Genomic DNA, 15,184 nt, shown 5'->3' with positions numbered 1-15,184 from the left:
GGCTCTACGCTCGCGATCGGATCTCACTAGGAGGGAAAAGCAAAATGTCGGCGCGCACCGTTGGAGCACTCGTCGCGTCGCGTTGGCGCATTGCTGGCCGTTTCAAGCGAAGCATCGGCATTGCGCGCTGGTGGTTTTCACGCCGGCGGATTTCGTGCAGGCGGCGTGCACGCCGTTGGGCTTCGAGGCGGCGTCTACCGGGGGGCATCTACCGGGTCGGCGGCTATCGAGGCGGCGTTTACCGGGGTGGTATCTACCGCCCCGCAGTGGGCATGGGCACTGCTGTGCCGCTGCAGTCGGTTCCGCAGCAGGTGCGTATTATAGGCCAGGTTACTACGCTCCCGGCTATTATGGCACTGCCGTGCCGGTGGCCTGTGGATACGGCTATTGCTACTACACGCCTTATGATTGCTGCGTACCCACGCCATAGTCGCTTGCACCAAAGGTCGGACTTCGGACGAGCGTTGGCAAGCACTGCGAACCATCGGGTGCTATGCCGCTTTACATGCAAAGTGAAGCTAGTTTGCACAGCGCAAAACCATTCGCTTCATCTGGCCCAGGATCCCGTAAGCTTCTGCGAGCTCTAACAGGCGCTCCTTCCGATGTCCGCCTAGCATGCCTGCAGCTTCCTGGAGGAGTGCCTGCGCCATGTCGTCGCACTGCTCAGCACTCAGGCGCTGCTCTTCCTCGCGCATCATAGCCTCGCGATCAATTTCGTTGATTCCGATGGCGCGCTTCATCGACATGTCGTTCCGATTTGAAGCGTTATGTAACGGTTCAGTCACATGGACTATGCAACTGCGGCAGTTTGTTCCAAATTCCCGATTCTGCCGAATTTGCATAGACATTCTGCCGGTCAGCCACGAAGATCGCCTGCTCTACAGCCTTCGCGTGTGGCGTTTGTGGGAGGGCAAAATGCCTTGGAGCAAAGTCCTCGTATTCAAAGATCCGGTTCAATACGCGACGAGCGTACGTTCCGCGGAGATACAGATCTTCCCAACGACCAAAGGCGATTTTCGGGCTGAGTTGACGCAAGTTACATTGAATGAACTGTGGATGCAGCGCTTTGCGGAGTGCTTGCCACGCGTGCACAGAGGGACGATTAGCCCAGGCCGTCAGGTGTATACGTTTCTGACCAGCGAACAGCCCGAGGTCCACAGCCGGGGGCGACTATTATCGCTGGGGGAAATGTGTGTCCACGATTATGACGTGCAACATGTCAAAACCTCCGGTGAATACAGGTTTGGGGGGGTCTCCCTAAGACCAGAGGCGCTCGCTACGAGCTGGAGGTCGTTGGTCGGATCCGAATTCAATCCGCACAAGGGCGCGCACTTCATACGGCCGAATTCAGATTTAATGAGCCGCTTCCTGAACCTTCATGCGATAGCCGGAGGATTGGCGAAGAGCGCACCCGACCTTTTCACACAGCCAGAAGTGGCTCACGCGATAGAGCAGCATCTGCTGCACGCGCTGATAAACTGTTTAGCTGATTGTGAGGCCTCCAACTTCGGAACAGGTTTGCTGCGCCACGGAATCATCCTCGGACGTTTCGAGGAGTATCTGGAAGCAAATCCAAATACTCCGCTGCATTTGAGCGAAGTTTGCGCAGCCATTGGGGTGGCAGAGCGAACGCTGCGCGCCGCATGCGAGGAGCACCTCGGGATGGGACCCATTCGATACCTGACTTTGCGGAGAATGCATCTCGTCCGCCATGCCTTGCGGCAAGCCGCTCCCGATGCAAAAACCGTTACCCAAGTGGCGACCGCGCACGGGTTCTGTGAACTGGGGCGGTTCGCAGTAGCTTATCGGCAGATGTTTGACGAATCACCAATTGCAACCCTCCGGAAGACACCAGACTCTCGACAGGAAAAGGTAAGCCGTCCCTTGAAGCTAGTGTCGTAAGTTCGTCAAAGGGCTCCTTCGAAGAGCGGCGGGCGCAGAAGCGCTGGCGGTGCGCTGTCGATCGGTATATGATGGGATGCAGGTCCAAAAACTGCATTGAGGTGCCTCGATATCGGGACATCCTTCTTGACCTTCTCCAAATGGGGAAGATGAATTTGGAATTAGGAGGCCGCGCAACTGAGCCGCGCGAGAGGTCCGGAATTGTAGATAAGAAACATGTCGCCCGTAATGGAAGTATTCTCCAACGAATTCCTTTGTCACAAACTTGAGCTGGATCTTGTTGTTGCTGGTAACACGAGTAGCGAGTTTGTCGTTCCCAACGATCAGCAACAACTTGTCCTTGCCGCCCAGAGTGACGTTCAAGTCGATTGGTTTTGGTTGAATTGCCGGATCGGGCATCTGTTGAACGAGTTGACCCTTGCACAAGAATTGCTGTTCTGCGGCATAGCTTGGCCCGACCATTGTCATCAGCATGGCTACGGTAACCGCCAATTGAGTTGCTTGCATCTTGGCATCCTTGAAATTCGGAAGAAGAATTCAGCCCTTATCGCGGTCTAGCCGGATGCGTCCGATCTCAACCAGCAGAGAACCGCTTTTGGTACTGATGGTCAAACAAACCGCAGTGATAGCCGACTTGTCAGGTCCTATGTGGACCAATACGTTGGAAGCGCTATAAGATCAGGGTTTGAGGACCCACTGATCCATTTGGAGGCACGTCAGCAAACTGACGTAGCTCGGCGTACCACCCACGGCCTCCTGGCCAGCGCAGCTTTCTCTCTGCGTCACTGACATTTTCGTCCAGAGCGCACTAAGCTGGCGTCGCGCCTTTTGCTCATCATTGACGCAACTCTTGAGAGACTGACCGACCGAGAGCCCGGCTGTAGCTGCAAGGTCGAGCTTGCAGCTCCGGGCCATGTCGAACTTCGGCACGTTATCGGCTACTGGGACAAGAAGTTGCGCACCCAGGATCATCATCGAAATCGAGATCGGCATCATGGCACCCCCGGTTAGAGTTAGCTCCGTGAACAGCTCCTCCGCAGTTTGTATCCAGTTGTGGCTTTGGTCTATGCAAAACCGGCAGGTTCAGGTCCAAAGGCGCAGTGTGTGATGCAAAACAAAACTGCAAGTCCGCCACCGACCTTCCAAGTTGTTCAGCTAACGACGTCTCCTTGCACAATCCCCAATCGAAGTTGGACGTGTAGGCGATCTGTTGTGCCCTCATCTTGCTTGTCGTTGCGGAGAAGGGGCGTCGGCGCACGCATCCGAGCTTGGGCGAGCTCACCTTAATAAGTATGTCGGTTCAGCCCTGTGCAAAGCCGGCATTGTCACGGCAACGAGCATTCAGAACTCGTGCACGTTGCTCCACGGGGAACCGCCACCGAGAAGGATGAACGAAGTTTATCCCATGTTATAGCGCAAGCTTCCCCTCGATGGCTTGATCGCGAGCACCGCCAGAAGGGTAGCCAGCGTGAACACATCGATAAACGTCAGACCCTCGATCGAAGATCAACATCTGACTTTGGAGGAGTGCGACGAACTCTCGCAAATCCTGATTCAAGACGCCGCAAGCATGCAGGATGGACCGCAAAGACGGAAGCTTTTGGAATTGGCGGAGTGTTACGGGGCCTTGGCGCGGCTTAAGAAGCTGGTTCTTAAAAAGGTGTATTGATCGTGTGCCGGGTAGGTACGGTTTCCAATCCGAGCAAACCAATACTGACTTGTCTAATCTTCAATAGTCGGTTTCGTCTCGCGCCATTGGAATTCTGAACAGCCCGAACGGTTCGGTGCGAGAGCAAAAAAAAAGCTCGGGTCGTTTCTCCGGTTCGTTGTCGGACACGGAAGTGCTTCTGCGCTTTGATCGACGATGTGCTATTGAGACGACATGGTCTCGACCCTCTGAATGGCTTCCACGCAACTCGCAGACGCTGTCGATTTATTAGACAGCAGACAAGCGGCAATTCGACCTTGGCCGGGCACTATTTTTCCGCATGTTCCGGTTATCTCGGCTTTGCACGCAATCACGGCGTCTTTCAGAATGTCCGCCGTCGTTTGCACGCTCGTCGCCGCTTCCCCAAGTTCAAACGCGCATTTGGGGCTGATCTTGTCTTCATGGGCTTGCATGCAATAAATCATGCGCCCTTCACCAGGCGTTACTGTTTTGCAGTACTTTTTGATATCGCTTGCGCAGGCGCTCTCAAGCTTCGCCACCCTGGCGGTCAGCTTTTCCAAAAGGGCCTTTCCGACGTCAGTCTGCGCGGAGGCGTTGCCAATCGACGAAATGGTCAGGCACAGGAGAGCCCCAAGGATGATGATTGATCTGACTATCATTCTCATCGATACGTCCTCTGATGACTGGCTCCGAACCCTGCTTGCATTGAACTGGCTGCAGGCTCGTGATGAAAGTTGAGGGATGTTCTTTGCCGGTAATTCATTGCGCCAAGGACAGCGTGAGGCTTGAAACTCCAAGCGACAAATTGATCCCGAGCGAGCCCTCGAGGGAGAGCGGCTGCAAGGCGATCGAACGCCCCGTTCCACCGAACAGCAGATTGGCGCCGACCCCGACGCCGACGCCAACGGCGCCACTCGCGCCCACATACGTGCCGGATAGCGCTCCGCGGCGTGGACCTGCTGTGGGTGCAAAGACTCCCCACGCCATCGCGCCGCCTGCCGTGATCCCGATATCGATCCCGATAGTGCCCATTACACCAAGATATGCTTCGGGTGGATAAGGGCCATTGGGTGCGAAGCGGCATGCCATTCGCTGGCGGGATCCAAAGATCAAGCCGATGGAAGGTGCCATTTTGCACGTGAGGGTACCCACGCTAACTCCGGGAGGTGGCTGCTGGGCAAACGCAGGTGACACAAAGACCGCGGCGAGCCCCACCAGCAACAGCGTGCCTATATGTTTGAGCATGATGAAATCCCGCGCTGCTGTAATTATTCGATGGCTTAGCCAGGTTCAAAAACGATTCAGAACTTATAGCCAAGGCGAGCCGTGACCTGGTTGTTGCTCAGCTCTTGCTTAAGCCCGATGATTCCAAGATTGAGAACCGGAATCGGATACACCAAGGATCTGGATTGATACTGCGAGTAGCGATACTCAAGGCCCGTGAACCAGTTGTTTGTGATGGCGTAGTCCAGGCCGGCGCCGACCGTCCAGCCCACGCGCGTGCCGTCGCCGCCGACTGAAATGCCGGTAAAGGGAATCGAGGTCTCGATGGATGCGAACGCCGCTCCACCCGTCACATAGAGCAGGGCGCGGTCGGCAGCGTAGCCGAGCCGGCCACGTATCGAGCCGCCCCATTTGCTATGCGCCGTAAGGAAGTCGCCGGTGATGGCGGTGTAGCGTATAGCGCCGACCGTCCATCCCTGAAAATCGCCTTCCACGCCCAACACAAACTGACCCGCTTGGTAGTTGTAGCCAGTGAGAATTCCATAGGTCAGGCCATCCTTACGCGAGCCGGATGTGAGCAGGAATGGAGTCCCGAGCAATAGTGCGCCGGTCGTATATTGCGGGTTCGTTTGTATCCAGCCCAACTCTCCACCAACGTAGAAGCCGCTCCATGAAAACGCAGGCGCATAGGCGATCGGCGCGAGTGGCTCCACTCGACCCGGGAGGTCGGCAGCAGATGCCGATGCGCTAACGGCGCCGGTCGCGGTTGCGAGGAGAGCGACACGTGCTAAACGCCACATGAGCTGGTCCTTATGAGTTGAAGCCGTCCAGTCTTTTGACGGAATTCGTGAGGAGCATTCGCGGAAGCCGAGCGGTTGTCAGGATTCAGCGGCTGCGGCAATGGGAGCCGAGCTCCGAAGGAAAGAGGGTTTGTTCTCGGTAGTGCGTCTTCAATAGCAAGGCGGGTAGGGGTAGTAGCCGCAGGCCGGAGGGGGCGGATACGAACGATAGTAGGGTGCGGCATAAGCGGCCGCCCCATATGCGGCAGCCCCTGCGGCGCCCGCGTACATTGCGCCGCGGAATGCTGAACGGCGAGCAACTCCGGCAAACGACAGCGGCGTCAGCGGTCGCCCGATAATATCGATGAAGATCGCTGCCGCTCCGTCGGCGCCGGCGAGATCACCTTCCAGCGTCTGCACGGTGAAAGTCAGCTTGTCACCCTCGAGCTTCGGGTTCCTCAGCACCACGACCGCATCCTTCACTGAGCCGTCCTTCGCTAAGACGGACACTGTCGCATTGGGCGGGTTCTTGGCGAAGCTGTCCTCTCCTGATCCCCATTCTGCGATCACGTCGGCGGTCGCCTGGTGACCGGCAGCTCGTATTGGGCGATCGGCGAAGATAATCGAGCTCGGCGTGACGCCAGTCAGAACCAAGTTATCTCCCTGCAGTGACGCACCGCGGGAGTTCATCACGAACAAGGACGGGACGATTTCGGGTTTTGCAGGCACGCTAGGGGTGCCGATCGTTTTGATCGAGGACGATGTTGGAGCAGCCTGGCCAAATGCGCCGGCGATCCCCGTGAACGCGATGGAAACGCCCATAAATCCTGCGAGCGCGGCAGTCTTGGTCTTGCTCGTCATATCGCCCCCTTATTCGTCGACGTCCTCGGACGTTCTCGCTTCCAGAATTTGCACGAGGTGTCCCGACGCTCGGGCGACCTTGGAAGAGCATTATGCGTTTGACTATGCAATTCCGGCGATCGACTTCTAATTTCTCTGCCGACCATTTCTGATGCGAAATCTGGAATTAAGGCGGTCGCAAAGGCCACGTCCCCCACATCACTGAATGCAAAAAATTGCGGTCAGTGTCATTTGAAGCCGGCCGAGAGCCTCTCTTGCTTGAGCATGACGTCAATGGCCTCAATGATGCGTATTTGAGGATTCGCTTTGCAGTAGACGATCACCTCATGCTCGAGCTCTTTTGATCTAGCGATATTGAAGTAATGCTTCTTGGCGAGGCCGTTGTACCAGCCGCTATACCAAGTGGTGAGCCGATCGGCGTCTCCCTGCCAGGTGCCCGCAAGGGCGGCGCAGGTCAATGTTTGCACGTCGATGTATCCGTTTGAATCAGCGTATGCGGTGAGGTCCGTTTGTGCCTGGGCATGGGAGTTTGCCGCCAAAAGCATTGTTGTCACGACAAGGAGCATCCTGCGCATGTTGGCCTCTTTGGAGTGGTAAGGCAGTCCGGTGGTCGGCATCGAGATCACTAACTGGCCTGTCTGCAACTTGCTTCGCTTCGTGGACGTCGACCTTCGCGGCCCAAGATCGGGTGCGACAGAACTGACTTGATTCATCCTCACGGATGAAAGCGTTCATCGATAAGTTCTGCTTCCTCAGAATTGTCCGGGCTGAGCAGGAGGACTGGGCCAGTCTACGCGAAAGTTGTTTGGGTTGCGCCGATCAAACAAATCCTGTCGAGCGACGACGCTAGATCTCACGCGCTGAGCGGACCCAGTATCGCGGATTGTCACGGTGCGTTCGTGCCCGTCTTTGGCGAAGACCGCTAACGGCTCCGCATGTTCAAGGATGAGAATGATAGCCAGCCAGCGGGCAGTGATCATGAGCGATTCCTACAATCCTGCAGTCGGCCACATGGAGTGTGCTGTCCTCGCGCTCCAAAGCGATCGTGCCTGGAGCTTGTTTACAGCGGTGGCTTGCCGCAGTCTGAAGTTCAATGGTCAGGCGCGCTATGCAATTCCGGAAGAAAATTTAGTAACAAGTGATTTTGCGACAACTCCTTGTGAACGTGCCGACATATTTCGAAAGATTGAGCAATGTCGAGCGCCCTCGTTGGCGGCTGGCAAACCAGTGTCTTCCGAGATCCGCCGAAATGCGTCCATGGACAGATAAGGTTCACGGGGTTCCTCCCGACCAGATCCTAGGCTCATCCATCAAAACTAGATTCGAGATGCGCGACGGCTCCAACCCTGTTTCCTCTGCCCGAGTTGAACTTCATCGACGATAAAGGGGGCAAGACCGTTGGCTTCAACGAAGCGGTAGGCCGCCGGCCGATTGCGCTCTGCGGGGCCGCCGGCAGACTGTTGACTTGCCCAGGCAGCCAGAACGAGATGCCCCTTTCGTCGGCGCGGGACTCGTGGGTGGTGAGGATTAGCACGCACCGATCGCACCGGCACCGAGCCGAAAGTCCCTGATCGAACGATCACGCCGCAACTGCCCGCTCCTCGACACCTGCAGAACCTATGCTATCCGCGGTTTGGCCTTAAGCTATGCAAAATCGGCAAAACCACAAACCGTGGGTGGGTGATGTACCGGCGCAACACTCGGAGCAAAGCACGAGTGCCTAGCGCTGGTCGTCAGGGCGTCAGAAGTTGCGAAGCAGTGCAATCGGCTTCCGAACCTGCATAGGCGGATCGTCGTCAATCAACCAAACTGCAGCCCCACGGGCCCGCGGCGCCGCGGCCATCTTCGAACGAGACGATTCGATGATCCAGAATGGAACGGCGATCTTCGTTAGTCCCGACACGTATAGTGCGGCGATTGGAACTGGAAAGGTCGAGTTCTTTGTTACAGCCAATGGTGAGTTCAAGGGACAACTAACCCACTTGAACATCGGTTGCCTGCAGCTGCTGAGGGCAAAAGAGAACCTTCCACGCATCGCTTTCCTTTGCTTGCCGCAATCCCATGTGCACATCTCGTTCTCTACGAACAGGGTGCTCAGCATGTTCTGCTGTGGAGTTGGTCTAGATTTTGGCGATCTGGTTTTCCATTCCCTCGGGCAGAGGACGCACCAGCGAACAACCAGAGACGGGGGCTGGGGAGTGATATCTCTGCCGTCAGACGAGCTTGCCGCCTACAGCAAAGCTTTGACCGGTGAAAGTCTCAGAGCGCCATCTGACAACTGCATTGTGATGCCTGCAGATGAAGCCACCAAAGTTTTGTTGAGCCTGATTTTGAAACTGTGCGACGTCGCTGAAACGACAGGAGAGTTCTTCTTCAAAGCCTGCGCCGCTTCGATCGAGCGCGAGTTGCTCGACGCGCTCGTCATATGCTTGTCGACCCGGAATGCCGACAGACCGTCCAACTCAAGGCGGCGCCACTCGGAGATCATGGTTAGTTTCGAGGAATGCTTGGCTCGGCTAACGGAGCCTCATTTGAACCTGTCGGAGCTCTGCACAACCATTGGGGTGCCGGAGCGTACGTTGCGGCTTTGTTGTGCGGAATTTTTAGGCGTTAGTCCAAGCCGCTACTACCTGTTGCGGCGGTTGAATAGAGCGCGATCCGCATTGCGTGACGCTGATCCGGCATCTGCCAGTGTTTCAGAGATTGCCAGACATCATCACTTCACGGAACTCGGGCGTTTCGCGGTAGCTTACCGCGACCTGTTCGGAGAAACGCCGTCATCAACGTTGCGCCGCGTTTCCAGCAAGGAGGACTAGATTATAACCGCTGTGCCGAATTCGCATAACGCGATCTGAGGGACTTCGGACAGACTAAGTGAGACGGAGACCGGAGATTAGTGAGTAGTTAGCTCCTGTTCGCTTCTGCAACTGCCCCCCGGAGTTTGGAGAAGTTTGCCGTCCCGCAGCGTGAGTGTAGGAGCCGGAGCTATGAACGCCAAGCGAATGTAAAACCGCCGCTCGTCGGGCGCCGAACATCGATCGTATCGCCAACGAGGGCGCACTGACCGTTATGGGCAACAGTCCTGTACGGCCGGCGTGCTGCTTTCATCACCAGACAGAGTCCGCTCCGCACGGGCCTTTTGAAAGTTGGGCTGCCTGCAGCCAAGGAAGTTATCTCCGCGAAAGATCCAACGATTGCCGAACTCTTGAAACCAGAAGGATACGGACCGCCCAGTTCGGGAAGAATCATCTGTGCGACCGCAACGAATTTTTACCCACCGTGCACGGCTTTGATGAGTTTTTCGAAAGCCTCTACCATCTAAATGCGGAGGACGAACCCGAGCATGCGGACCATCCAACCAATCCATCATTCCGAAGGCAGTTCGGTCCGCGCGGAGCAATGAAATGTTTTGCGACCGCAACTGCGGCCCCGGGCGATGATGCCCGCTTTGGTCCTCTTGGCAAACAGAAGTGTGAGAAAACCGGTCCTCTCAGCAAGAAACGCATGGAGACGATCGACGACGAGTCTCAAAGCGTCAGCAGATTTCATCGAACGCGCCAATCGAGACAAGAAGCCGTTCTTCGTTTGGTTCAATCCCAGCCGCATGCATATCTGGACTCGTCTCAAGCAGGAATCGCAGGGCAAAAACCGGGGTAGGCATCTATCCAGATGGTATGGTGGAATACGACGGGCAGGTTGGCGAGCTGCTGAAAAAACTCGACGATCTCGGCATTTCTAACAACACGATCGTGGTCTACACGACGGACAATGCGCCGAAACATTCAACTGGCCCGATGGCGGGCGTCCAAGTTTTCGTCGATGGCTCAACGCCATAGTATGGTCGTTGCTCAGCGGGGTGGTTGGCGTTCTCGCAGGTCTTTTTGTTCTGCGGCATCCGCTCGTTGCTGCCCTGACTGTGCCGACGGTGCTCGTGCTCATTCTCGGCGTCCAAGGACTGGTCATTGGCGCGCCCTGCAGATCATTGCCGGCCTCAAGGGTGGCGGCATCGGGCCGCTTATCCTGGGAGCGATCAACGGCCTGGTTGGTCTTCTGCTACTAGGGTCTCCCATCGCAGCCGCATTGGCCGTGCCGGTTGTCTTTGGTGCGCTGCTCCTCATTCAGGGGGCGGGATTGGTAATCCTGGCCTTTCGGGTTCGCAGCTAAGGCCTTCTCTTCGCAGGCTTACGGATTCTGCCGAATTCGCATAGTGCGCACGGCGCAGAGCGGGCACTCTGCTGCTGAAGCGACCGTCAAGACGGAAGTCACATGAATTTTGCCCCCCAGTCTAGTTTCAGGCGCCCGGTTGAAGATTCGTCGCATCCAGAGATGGTGCACGTCCCAGGGGGTACCTTCCTGATGGGCTCGGACAGGCATTATCCGGAAGAAGCGCCCGCCCACCGCGTCACCGTGGACGGATTTTGGATGGATCGGACCCCTGTAACCAATCGCCAGTTCCGCGACTTTATCAACGCGACCGGCTACGTCACCTTCGCCGAGATAACTCCTGAAGCGAAGGATTATCCAAACGCATTGCCGCAGATGCTCAAAGCTGGCTCCCTTGTCTTCACTCCGCCCAAAGAGGCCGTGGATCTGCGTTACTGGGGCGAGTGGTGGACCTTCGCCTTCGGCGCCAACTGGCGGCGGCCCTACGGACGCCACAGCAATATCCGTGGCCTCGAAGATCATCCCGTCGTCCACGTCTCATTACGCGACGTGGAAGCATACGCAAAATGGGCCGGGAAGGATCTGCCGACCGAAGCCGAGTGGGAATTCGCCGCGCGAGGCGGACTGAGCGAGGCGGAGTTCGCGTGGGGAGACGAACTGACCCCTGCTGGCAAACACCTGGCAAACACCTGGCAAGGTAACTTCCCGCACGAGAACCTCGCAGCCGATGGCTTCGAACGTACCTCGCCGGTGACCGCGTTTCCGCCGAATGGCTATGGCCTCTATGACATGATCGGCAATGTCTGGGAGTGGACTGCCGACTGGTATTCGGCGAAGCACGATGCCGATGCGCCGAAGGCTTGTTGCATACCGAAGAATCCGCGCGGCGGCGTCGAAGGCGAAAGCTACGACCCACGTACCCCAAACATCAGCATCCCCCGGAGAGTGCTCAAGGGAGGCTCACATCTGTGCGCGCCGAACTACTGCCGACGGTATCGCCCGGCAGCCCGTCATGCCGAGCCAATCGATACTTCGGCGAGCCATGTTGGATTCCGGTGCATCTCCAGGACGAAATCCTGATGAGGAAGACCATCGCCTAGCCTGCGACTACCGATGTCTCAGATGCTTCTCGGCGGAAGGGCTACCGCTGCGCTCGTGTCGACCTGCCTCAGCCTTCCCGACGAGCAAAATGTTTTCAGGCCAGGCATTTTCCACTGTGCTGCCTCGCTTGTAACCAGAGCATAACGTTTCGTGTGGCGGCGCTGAGGTTCGTCCCTCGACCGCGAACGGTGCGGTGTTGGATTCGTCTAGGCTCTTCTGACATGCGGCCACTTCTCCGAGGATGTCGGCTGTTGGCTTTGAGCCCTCGACGCATATGCGCGCGTTCGAGGCGGCTGCCGTTTGTGCATAGTCGATCGCTGGAAACACAGTCAAAGTGCAGTATCGGCATCAGCATGTCGGATGACAACATCTGATCTGCGGTGTGTGATTTCGTGCAGTTGAGTTAGCGCGCGTTAGGAATGGCCAACAGGGAGAAGAACTCGTCATGAGCGACAAAAAGATGAGCGACAAAAAGGCGTCCGAGAAGTCAGAACTCGCTACCGCGCCGAGCAGCGCAGGATTGAAACGCCGCGAATTGCTGTTGAGCGGCAGCTCTCTCGTCGCGGCCTCCGCGCTCGCAGCCGTCGGGTTGACGAGCCCTGCCCAGGCGCAGCAGGCGGCGACAGCGCCCGCAACTGCGTCCGCCGGACAGAAGCCCAACATCGTTGTCATCATGGGCGACGACATTGGCATCTGGAATCTTGGCGCTTATCACCGCGGCATGATGGCCGGCCGGACACCGAATTTGGACAAGATCGCCGCCGAAGGCATGCTGTTCACCGACTATTATGCCGAAGCGAGTTGTACGGCCGGCCGCGCCAACTTCATCACTGGCGAGCTGCCGATACGCACCGGTATGACTACGGTTGGCCAAGCCGGCGCTCCCACTGGCCTGCCGGCGCAGGCGGTAACGATCGCTCAGGCGCTAAAAGGGATGGGCTACGCGACCGGCCAATTCGGGAAGAACCATCTCGGTGATAAGAACGAGTTCTTGCCAACCGTTCACGGCTTCGACGAATTCTTTGGCTATCTCTATCATCTCGACGCGATGGAAGATCCGGCACATCCCGCCTATCCGCAGGATCTGCTGAACACCGTCGGTCCGCGGAACATGATTCATTCATATGCCACCAGCGTTGACGACGCGACGGTAGATCCACGCTGGGGCAGGGTAGGCAAGCAGAAGATCGAGGACGCCGGAACGCTCTATCCGAAGCGAATGGAAACTGTGGACGACGAAATCCGCGACTTCTCGCTGGCGTTCATCGACAAGGCGAAGGCTGAGAACAAGCCGTTTTTCCTGTGGCTCAACCCGACCCGCATGCACATCGTCACCCATCTGTCGCCGAAATATCAGGCGTTGCGCAACTCCAAGAACGGCTGGACGATCCATGAAGCCGGCATGGCGCAACTCGACGATGACGTCGGTATCGTCATGAAGAAGCTCAAAGACATGGGGGTCGACGACAACACCATCGTCATTTTCACGACCGACAACGGCACCGAAGTGTTCACCTGGCCCGACGGCGGACAGACGCCTTTCGCGCAGAGCAAAGGCACGGTGATGGAGGGCGGCTTCCGCGCGCCAGCAATGATCCGCTGGCCGGGAAAGGTGCCGTCGGGCAAGGTGGAAAATGGCATGATCTCCGGCCTCGACTGGTTCCCGACACTTGTTGCTGCCGCGGGCAATCCCAACATCGCCGAAGAATTGAAGAAGGGCAAACAGATCGGCGATACCACGTTCAAGTGCCATCTCGATGGTTACAATCAGATGGATATGATCACCGGCCAGGGGCCGTCGAAAAGGCACGAGATCTGGTACTTCGGCGAAAGCGAGCTCGGCGCGGTTCGCATCGATGACTACAAGTTTCGTTTCATCGACCAGCCTGGCGGTTGGCTGGGCGACAAAAGCAAGCCGGATGTACCCTACATAACCAACCTTCGCCTCGATCCGTTTGAGCGCACGGGGTGGCCAAACAACGGGACCAAGGAAGGCGCGCAGCAATATTTCGACTGGTTCAAATACGAATTCTGGCGCTTCGTATTTGTCCAACAACAGGTTGAAAAGCTGGCGATGACCGCGATTGAGTTTCCGCCGATGCAGAAAGGCGCGAGTTTTAATCTTGAGGCTGTGAAAGCGAAGATCGCTGCAGCCCAGGCTGCAATCGCCAAGTAAATTGAGCTTCGGTTGATTAACTTCGACGGGCGCCCTGATAAAGAGGCACCCGTCGTTTCTTTGTTCAAGCCAATCACGTGCGCGCGCCCTGCGGCAGCGAACGGGTGAGCTCTTGGTTCACAACAGGCGTATTCGGCCTATCGAGCGGAGTCGGGTTTAGACTTTAATCCGGACATCTCACGACTTGCTCAATGATCCAGCGGGCCTAAGCGGGGTCGACATTCATCGTGAGCCTACGATCGAGCTCGGAGCGACGAATTGTCTTCACCGCTCCGTCCTGTGGTGGACGGCGCAGGCTGGCGAAGGGAGCTGGCCAAACATTTCATCACGCGCAACCGAGAGCGACCCAGCTCCCAAGGCTGGTGAGTGGTAGCATCTGTGCAAGTGGTGGCGACGCCTTCCGACAGGATGTCTGCTCGTCCCACTCGTATCCTGCCACGTAAGCTGCGAGCTTCAATATTGACGCTGTTTAGCCAGAGAGGGGGCGGGAGGGAACGAGCTAAGCTGAACAAAGCTCCTGCAGTAGACTTAGGTAAGTCCGGCTTTGGTCTGCTCGGTCCGCTGAATATCGAACCACTCCAAGCTAAACCGGGCAGCTGGTCCTAGCGACGCAATGCGTGTGCGTGTGTTCCGGTCGTTAGGTCGATAGGACAAGGGCGAGCACTTCGCGCCGGCGCAAGTACTACAAGACACGTCGGTCCGCGCGATCGTTTAAGGGAAGGATGACGCCTTCGGATGAATGATTCTGCCCCGTGTTCTCGTGCGGCGAAGCCCCAAGCCTGTGGTGAACCCGAGTCCGCAGGAAATGGTTCCCCGAGCGATTTTTGCGGGAGTCAGACAAATTTCGCAGCGATATCAAACCTCTAGGCGGGTGAGTCCGTTCAGCAAAAAGTGATATTTGTGCAACATCCGTCCAAAAACGCGCCATTCCGACCTTATCCGAGGCACTCTGTCATTGCTTGATCGGAGGTCTTTGCCTCATATCGTGAGTGCGACGGAGGGGGGCATCCCAAGGTCGTCCCGTTTAAGTCTTTCGCTTAAGTCCCTCGCGTTCCGCGGGTGTGTCCGAAGGCGCGAAGTGGCTCAATCGGTGGATTTAAAAGGGGGTTCGGGAATTGGCCGTCCGGTCAGTGACCTTCCCTGAAGAGCAACTTGGAGGTTTAACATGAAGTTGGTTAAGAGCCTTTTGCTCGGCTCAGCGGCGGGTCTTATCGCCGTGGGCGGAGCGCAAGCAGCCGATCTCCCCGTGAAGGCCAAAGCGGTCGAATACGTGAAGATCTGCTCCCTGTACGGTGCGGGTTTCTACTA

At 57.0% G+C, this 15,184-nt stretch carries 13 protein-coding genes and 2 pseudogenes; 8 read left to right on the top strand and 7 right to left on the bottom strand.

The genetic code is table 11. The features are described from left to right. Positions 1–518 precede the first annotated feature (518 nt). The gene (locus AC0L3S_RS28725; RefSeq protein WP_473282894.1) at positions 519–740 is read right to left on the bottom strand and encodes a hypothetical protein; all 222 of its coding nucleotides are present in this window, start codon (positions 738–740) and stop codon (positions 519–521) included. On the opposite strand from AC0L3S_RS28725, the gene AC0L3S_RS28720 reads away from it, so the two are divergent. Together AC0L3S_RS28720 and AC0L3S_RS28715 are read left to right on the top strand one after the other, a co-directional pair. Next, positions 727–1,902 (top strand): AraC family transcriptional regulator, encoded by a 1,176-nt coding sequence (locus AC0L3S_RS28720; protein ID WP_473282892.1) that lies wholly within the window; start codon positions 727–729, stop codon positions 1,900–1,902. The two genes, AC0L3S_RS28725 and AC0L3S_RS28720, sit on opposite strands and share 14 nt — an antisense overlap. A 216-nt stretch (positions 1,903–2,118) precedes the next feature. Beyond that, on the top strand, positions 2,119–2,460 hold the full coding sequence (locus AC0L3S_RS28715) for a hypothetical protein (RefSeq protein ID WP_473282889.1): 342 nt from the start codon (positions 2,119–2,121) through the stop codon (positions 2,458–2,460). A 120-nt stretch (positions 2,461–2,580) separates the two neighbouring features. Here the strand turns inward: AC0L3S_RS28715 and AC0L3S_RS28710 are convergent, their stop codons facing one another. The 6 genes from AC0L3S_RS28710 to AC0L3S_RS28685 all read right to left on the bottom strand — a co-directional run bounded on the left by AC0L3S_RS28710 (position 2,581) and on the right by AC0L3S_RS28685 (position 7,010). Then, positions 2,581–2,898 carry a hypothetical protein gene (locus tag AC0L3S_RS28710; protein WP_456768151.1) on the bottom strand — a complete coding sequence of 106 codons (318 nt, stop codon included), beginning with the start codon at positions 2,896–2,898 and terminating at the stop codon, positions 2,581–2,583. 873 nt (positions 2,899–3,771) lie between these two features. After that, positions 3,772–4,236 (bottom strand): cysteine rich repeat-containing protein, encoded by a 465-nt coding sequence (locus tag AC0L3S_RS28705; protein ID WP_456768152.1) that lies wholly within the window; start codon positions 4,234–4,236, stop codon positions 3,772–3,774. Positions 4,237–4,330: 94 nt separating this feature from the next. Continuing rightward, a complete protein-coding gene (locus tag AC0L3S_RS28700; RefSeq protein WP_456768153.1) occupies positions 4,331–4,816 on the bottom strand; it encodes a DUF992 domain-containing protein in 486 nt (161 codons plus the stop codon). A 56-nt stretch (positions 4,817–4,872) separates the two neighbouring features. Continuing rightward, the gene (locus AC0L3S_RS28695) at positions 4,873–5,595 is read right to left on the bottom strand and encodes an outer membrane protein (RefSeq protein ID WP_473282886.1); all 723 of its coding nucleotides are present in this window, start codon (positions 5,593–5,595) and stop codon (positions 4,873–4,875) included. Positions 5,596–5,745: 150 nt separating this feature from the next. Further along, complete coding sequence (locus tag AC0L3S_RS28690; protein ID WP_473282884.1) at positions 5,746–6,435, bottom strand: hypothetical protein; 690 nt, start codon at positions 6,433–6,435, stop codon at positions 5,746–5,748. Between the two features lie 227 nt (positions 6,436–6,662). After that, a complete protein-coding gene (locus tag AC0L3S_RS28685) occupies positions 6,663–7,010 on the bottom strand; it encodes an HdeA/HdeB family chaperone (RefSeq protein ID WP_473282882.1) in 348 nt (115 codons plus the stop codon). Between the two features lie 674 nt (positions 7,011–7,684). Here AC0L3S_RS28685 and AC0L3S_RS28680 point away from each other — a divergent pair. From AC0L3S_RS28680 to AC0L3S_RS28655, 6 genes and pseudogenes are all read left to right on the top strand, one after another. Next, positions 7,685–7,880: pseudogene (locus tag AC0L3S_RS28680) on the top strand (haloacid dehalogenase-like hydrolase); the annotation flags it as partial. A 417-nt stretch (positions 7,881–8,297) separates the two neighbouring features. Further along, positions 8,298–9,251: a helix-turn-helix transcriptional regulator gene (locus AC0L3S_RS28675; RefSeq protein ID WP_473282880.1), complete on the top strand. Its 954-nt coding sequence runs from the start codon at positions 8,298–8,300 to the stop codon at positions 9,249–9,251. Positions 9,252–9,456: 205 nt separating this feature from the next. Then, a pseudogene (locus AC0L3S_RS28670) lies at positions 9,457–10,249 on the top strand (sulfatase-like hydrolase/transferase); the annotation flags it as partial. Between the two features lie 452 nt (positions 10,250–10,701). Further along, the gene (locus AC0L3S_RS28665; RefSeq protein ID WP_473282878.1) at positions 10,702–11,679 is read left to right on the top strand and encodes a formylglycine-generating enzyme family protein; all 978 of its coding nucleotides are present in this window, start codon (positions 10,702–10,704) and stop codon (positions 11,677–11,679) included. Between the two features lie 481 nt (positions 11,680–12,160). Next, a complete protein-coding gene (locus AC0L3S_RS28660) occupies positions 12,161–13,876 on the top strand; it encodes an arylsulfatase (RefSeq protein WP_473282977.1) in 1,716 nt (571 codons plus the stop codon). A 1,165-nt stretch (positions 13,877–15,041) separates the two neighbouring features. Beyond that, on the top strand, positions 15,042–15,184 hold a 143-nt coding region (locus AC0L3S_RS28655; RefSeq protein WP_473277935.1), incomplete at its 3' end, for a porin.

It is taken from the genome of Bradyrhizobium sp. Ken01 (assembly GCF_055807355.1).
Note: the sequence above shows the minus strand (reverse complement) of the source record. Positions and strands in the feature narration are given on the sequence as shown.

Excerpts from the sequence above, each read along its gene's own strand:
- AC0L3S_RS28720 (WP_473282892.1), top strand. The coding sequence starts at position 727 with ATGGCGCGCTTCATCGACATGTCGTTCCGATTTGAAGCGTTATGTAAC.
- AC0L3S_RS28725 (WP_473282894.1), bottom strand. The coding sequence starts at position 740 with ATGAAGCGCGCCATCGGAATCAACGAAATTGATCGCGAGGCTATGATG.
- AC0L3S_RS28715 (WP_473282889.1), top strand. The coding sequence starts at position 2,119 with ATGTCGCCCGTAATGGAAGTATTCTCCAACGAATTCCTTTGTCACAAA.
- AC0L3S_RS28710 (WP_456768151.1), bottom strand. The coding sequence starts at position 2,898 with ATGATGCCGATCTCGATTTCGATGATGATCCTGGGTGCGCAACTTCTT.
- AC0L3S_RS28705 (WP_456768152.1), bottom strand. The coding sequence starts at position 4,236 with ATGAGAATGATAGTCAGATCAATCATCATCCTTGGGGCTCTCCTGTGC.
- AC0L3S_RS28700 (WP_456768153.1), bottom strand. The coding sequence starts at position 4,816 with ATGCTCAAACATATAGGCACGCTGTTGCTGGTGGGGCTCGCCGCGGTC.
- AC0L3S_RS28695 (WP_473282886.1), bottom strand. The coding sequence starts at position 5,595 with ATGTGGCGTTTAGCACGTGTCGCTCTCCTCGCAACCGCGACCGGCGCC.
- AC0L3S_RS28690 (WP_473282884.1), bottom strand. The coding sequence starts at position 6,435 with ATGACGAGCAAGACCAAGACTGCCGCGCTCGCAGGATTTATGGGCGTT.
- AC0L3S_RS28685 (WP_473282882.1), bottom strand. The coding sequence starts at position 7,010 with ATGCGCAGGATGCTCCTTGTCGTGACAACAATGCTTTTGGCGGCAAAC.
- AC0L3S_RS28675 (WP_473282880.1), top strand. The coding sequence starts at position 8,298 with ATGATCCAGAATGGAACGGCGATCTTCGTTAGTCCCGACACGTATAGT.
- AC0L3S_RS28665 (WP_473282878.1), top strand. The coding sequence starts at position 10,702 with ATGAATTTTGCCCCCCAGTCTAGTTTCAGGCGCCCGGTTGAAGATTCG.
- AC0L3S_RS28660 (WP_473282977.1), top strand. The coding sequence starts at position 12,161 with ATGAGCGACAAAAAGGCGTCCGAGAAGTCAGAACTCGCTACCGCGCCG.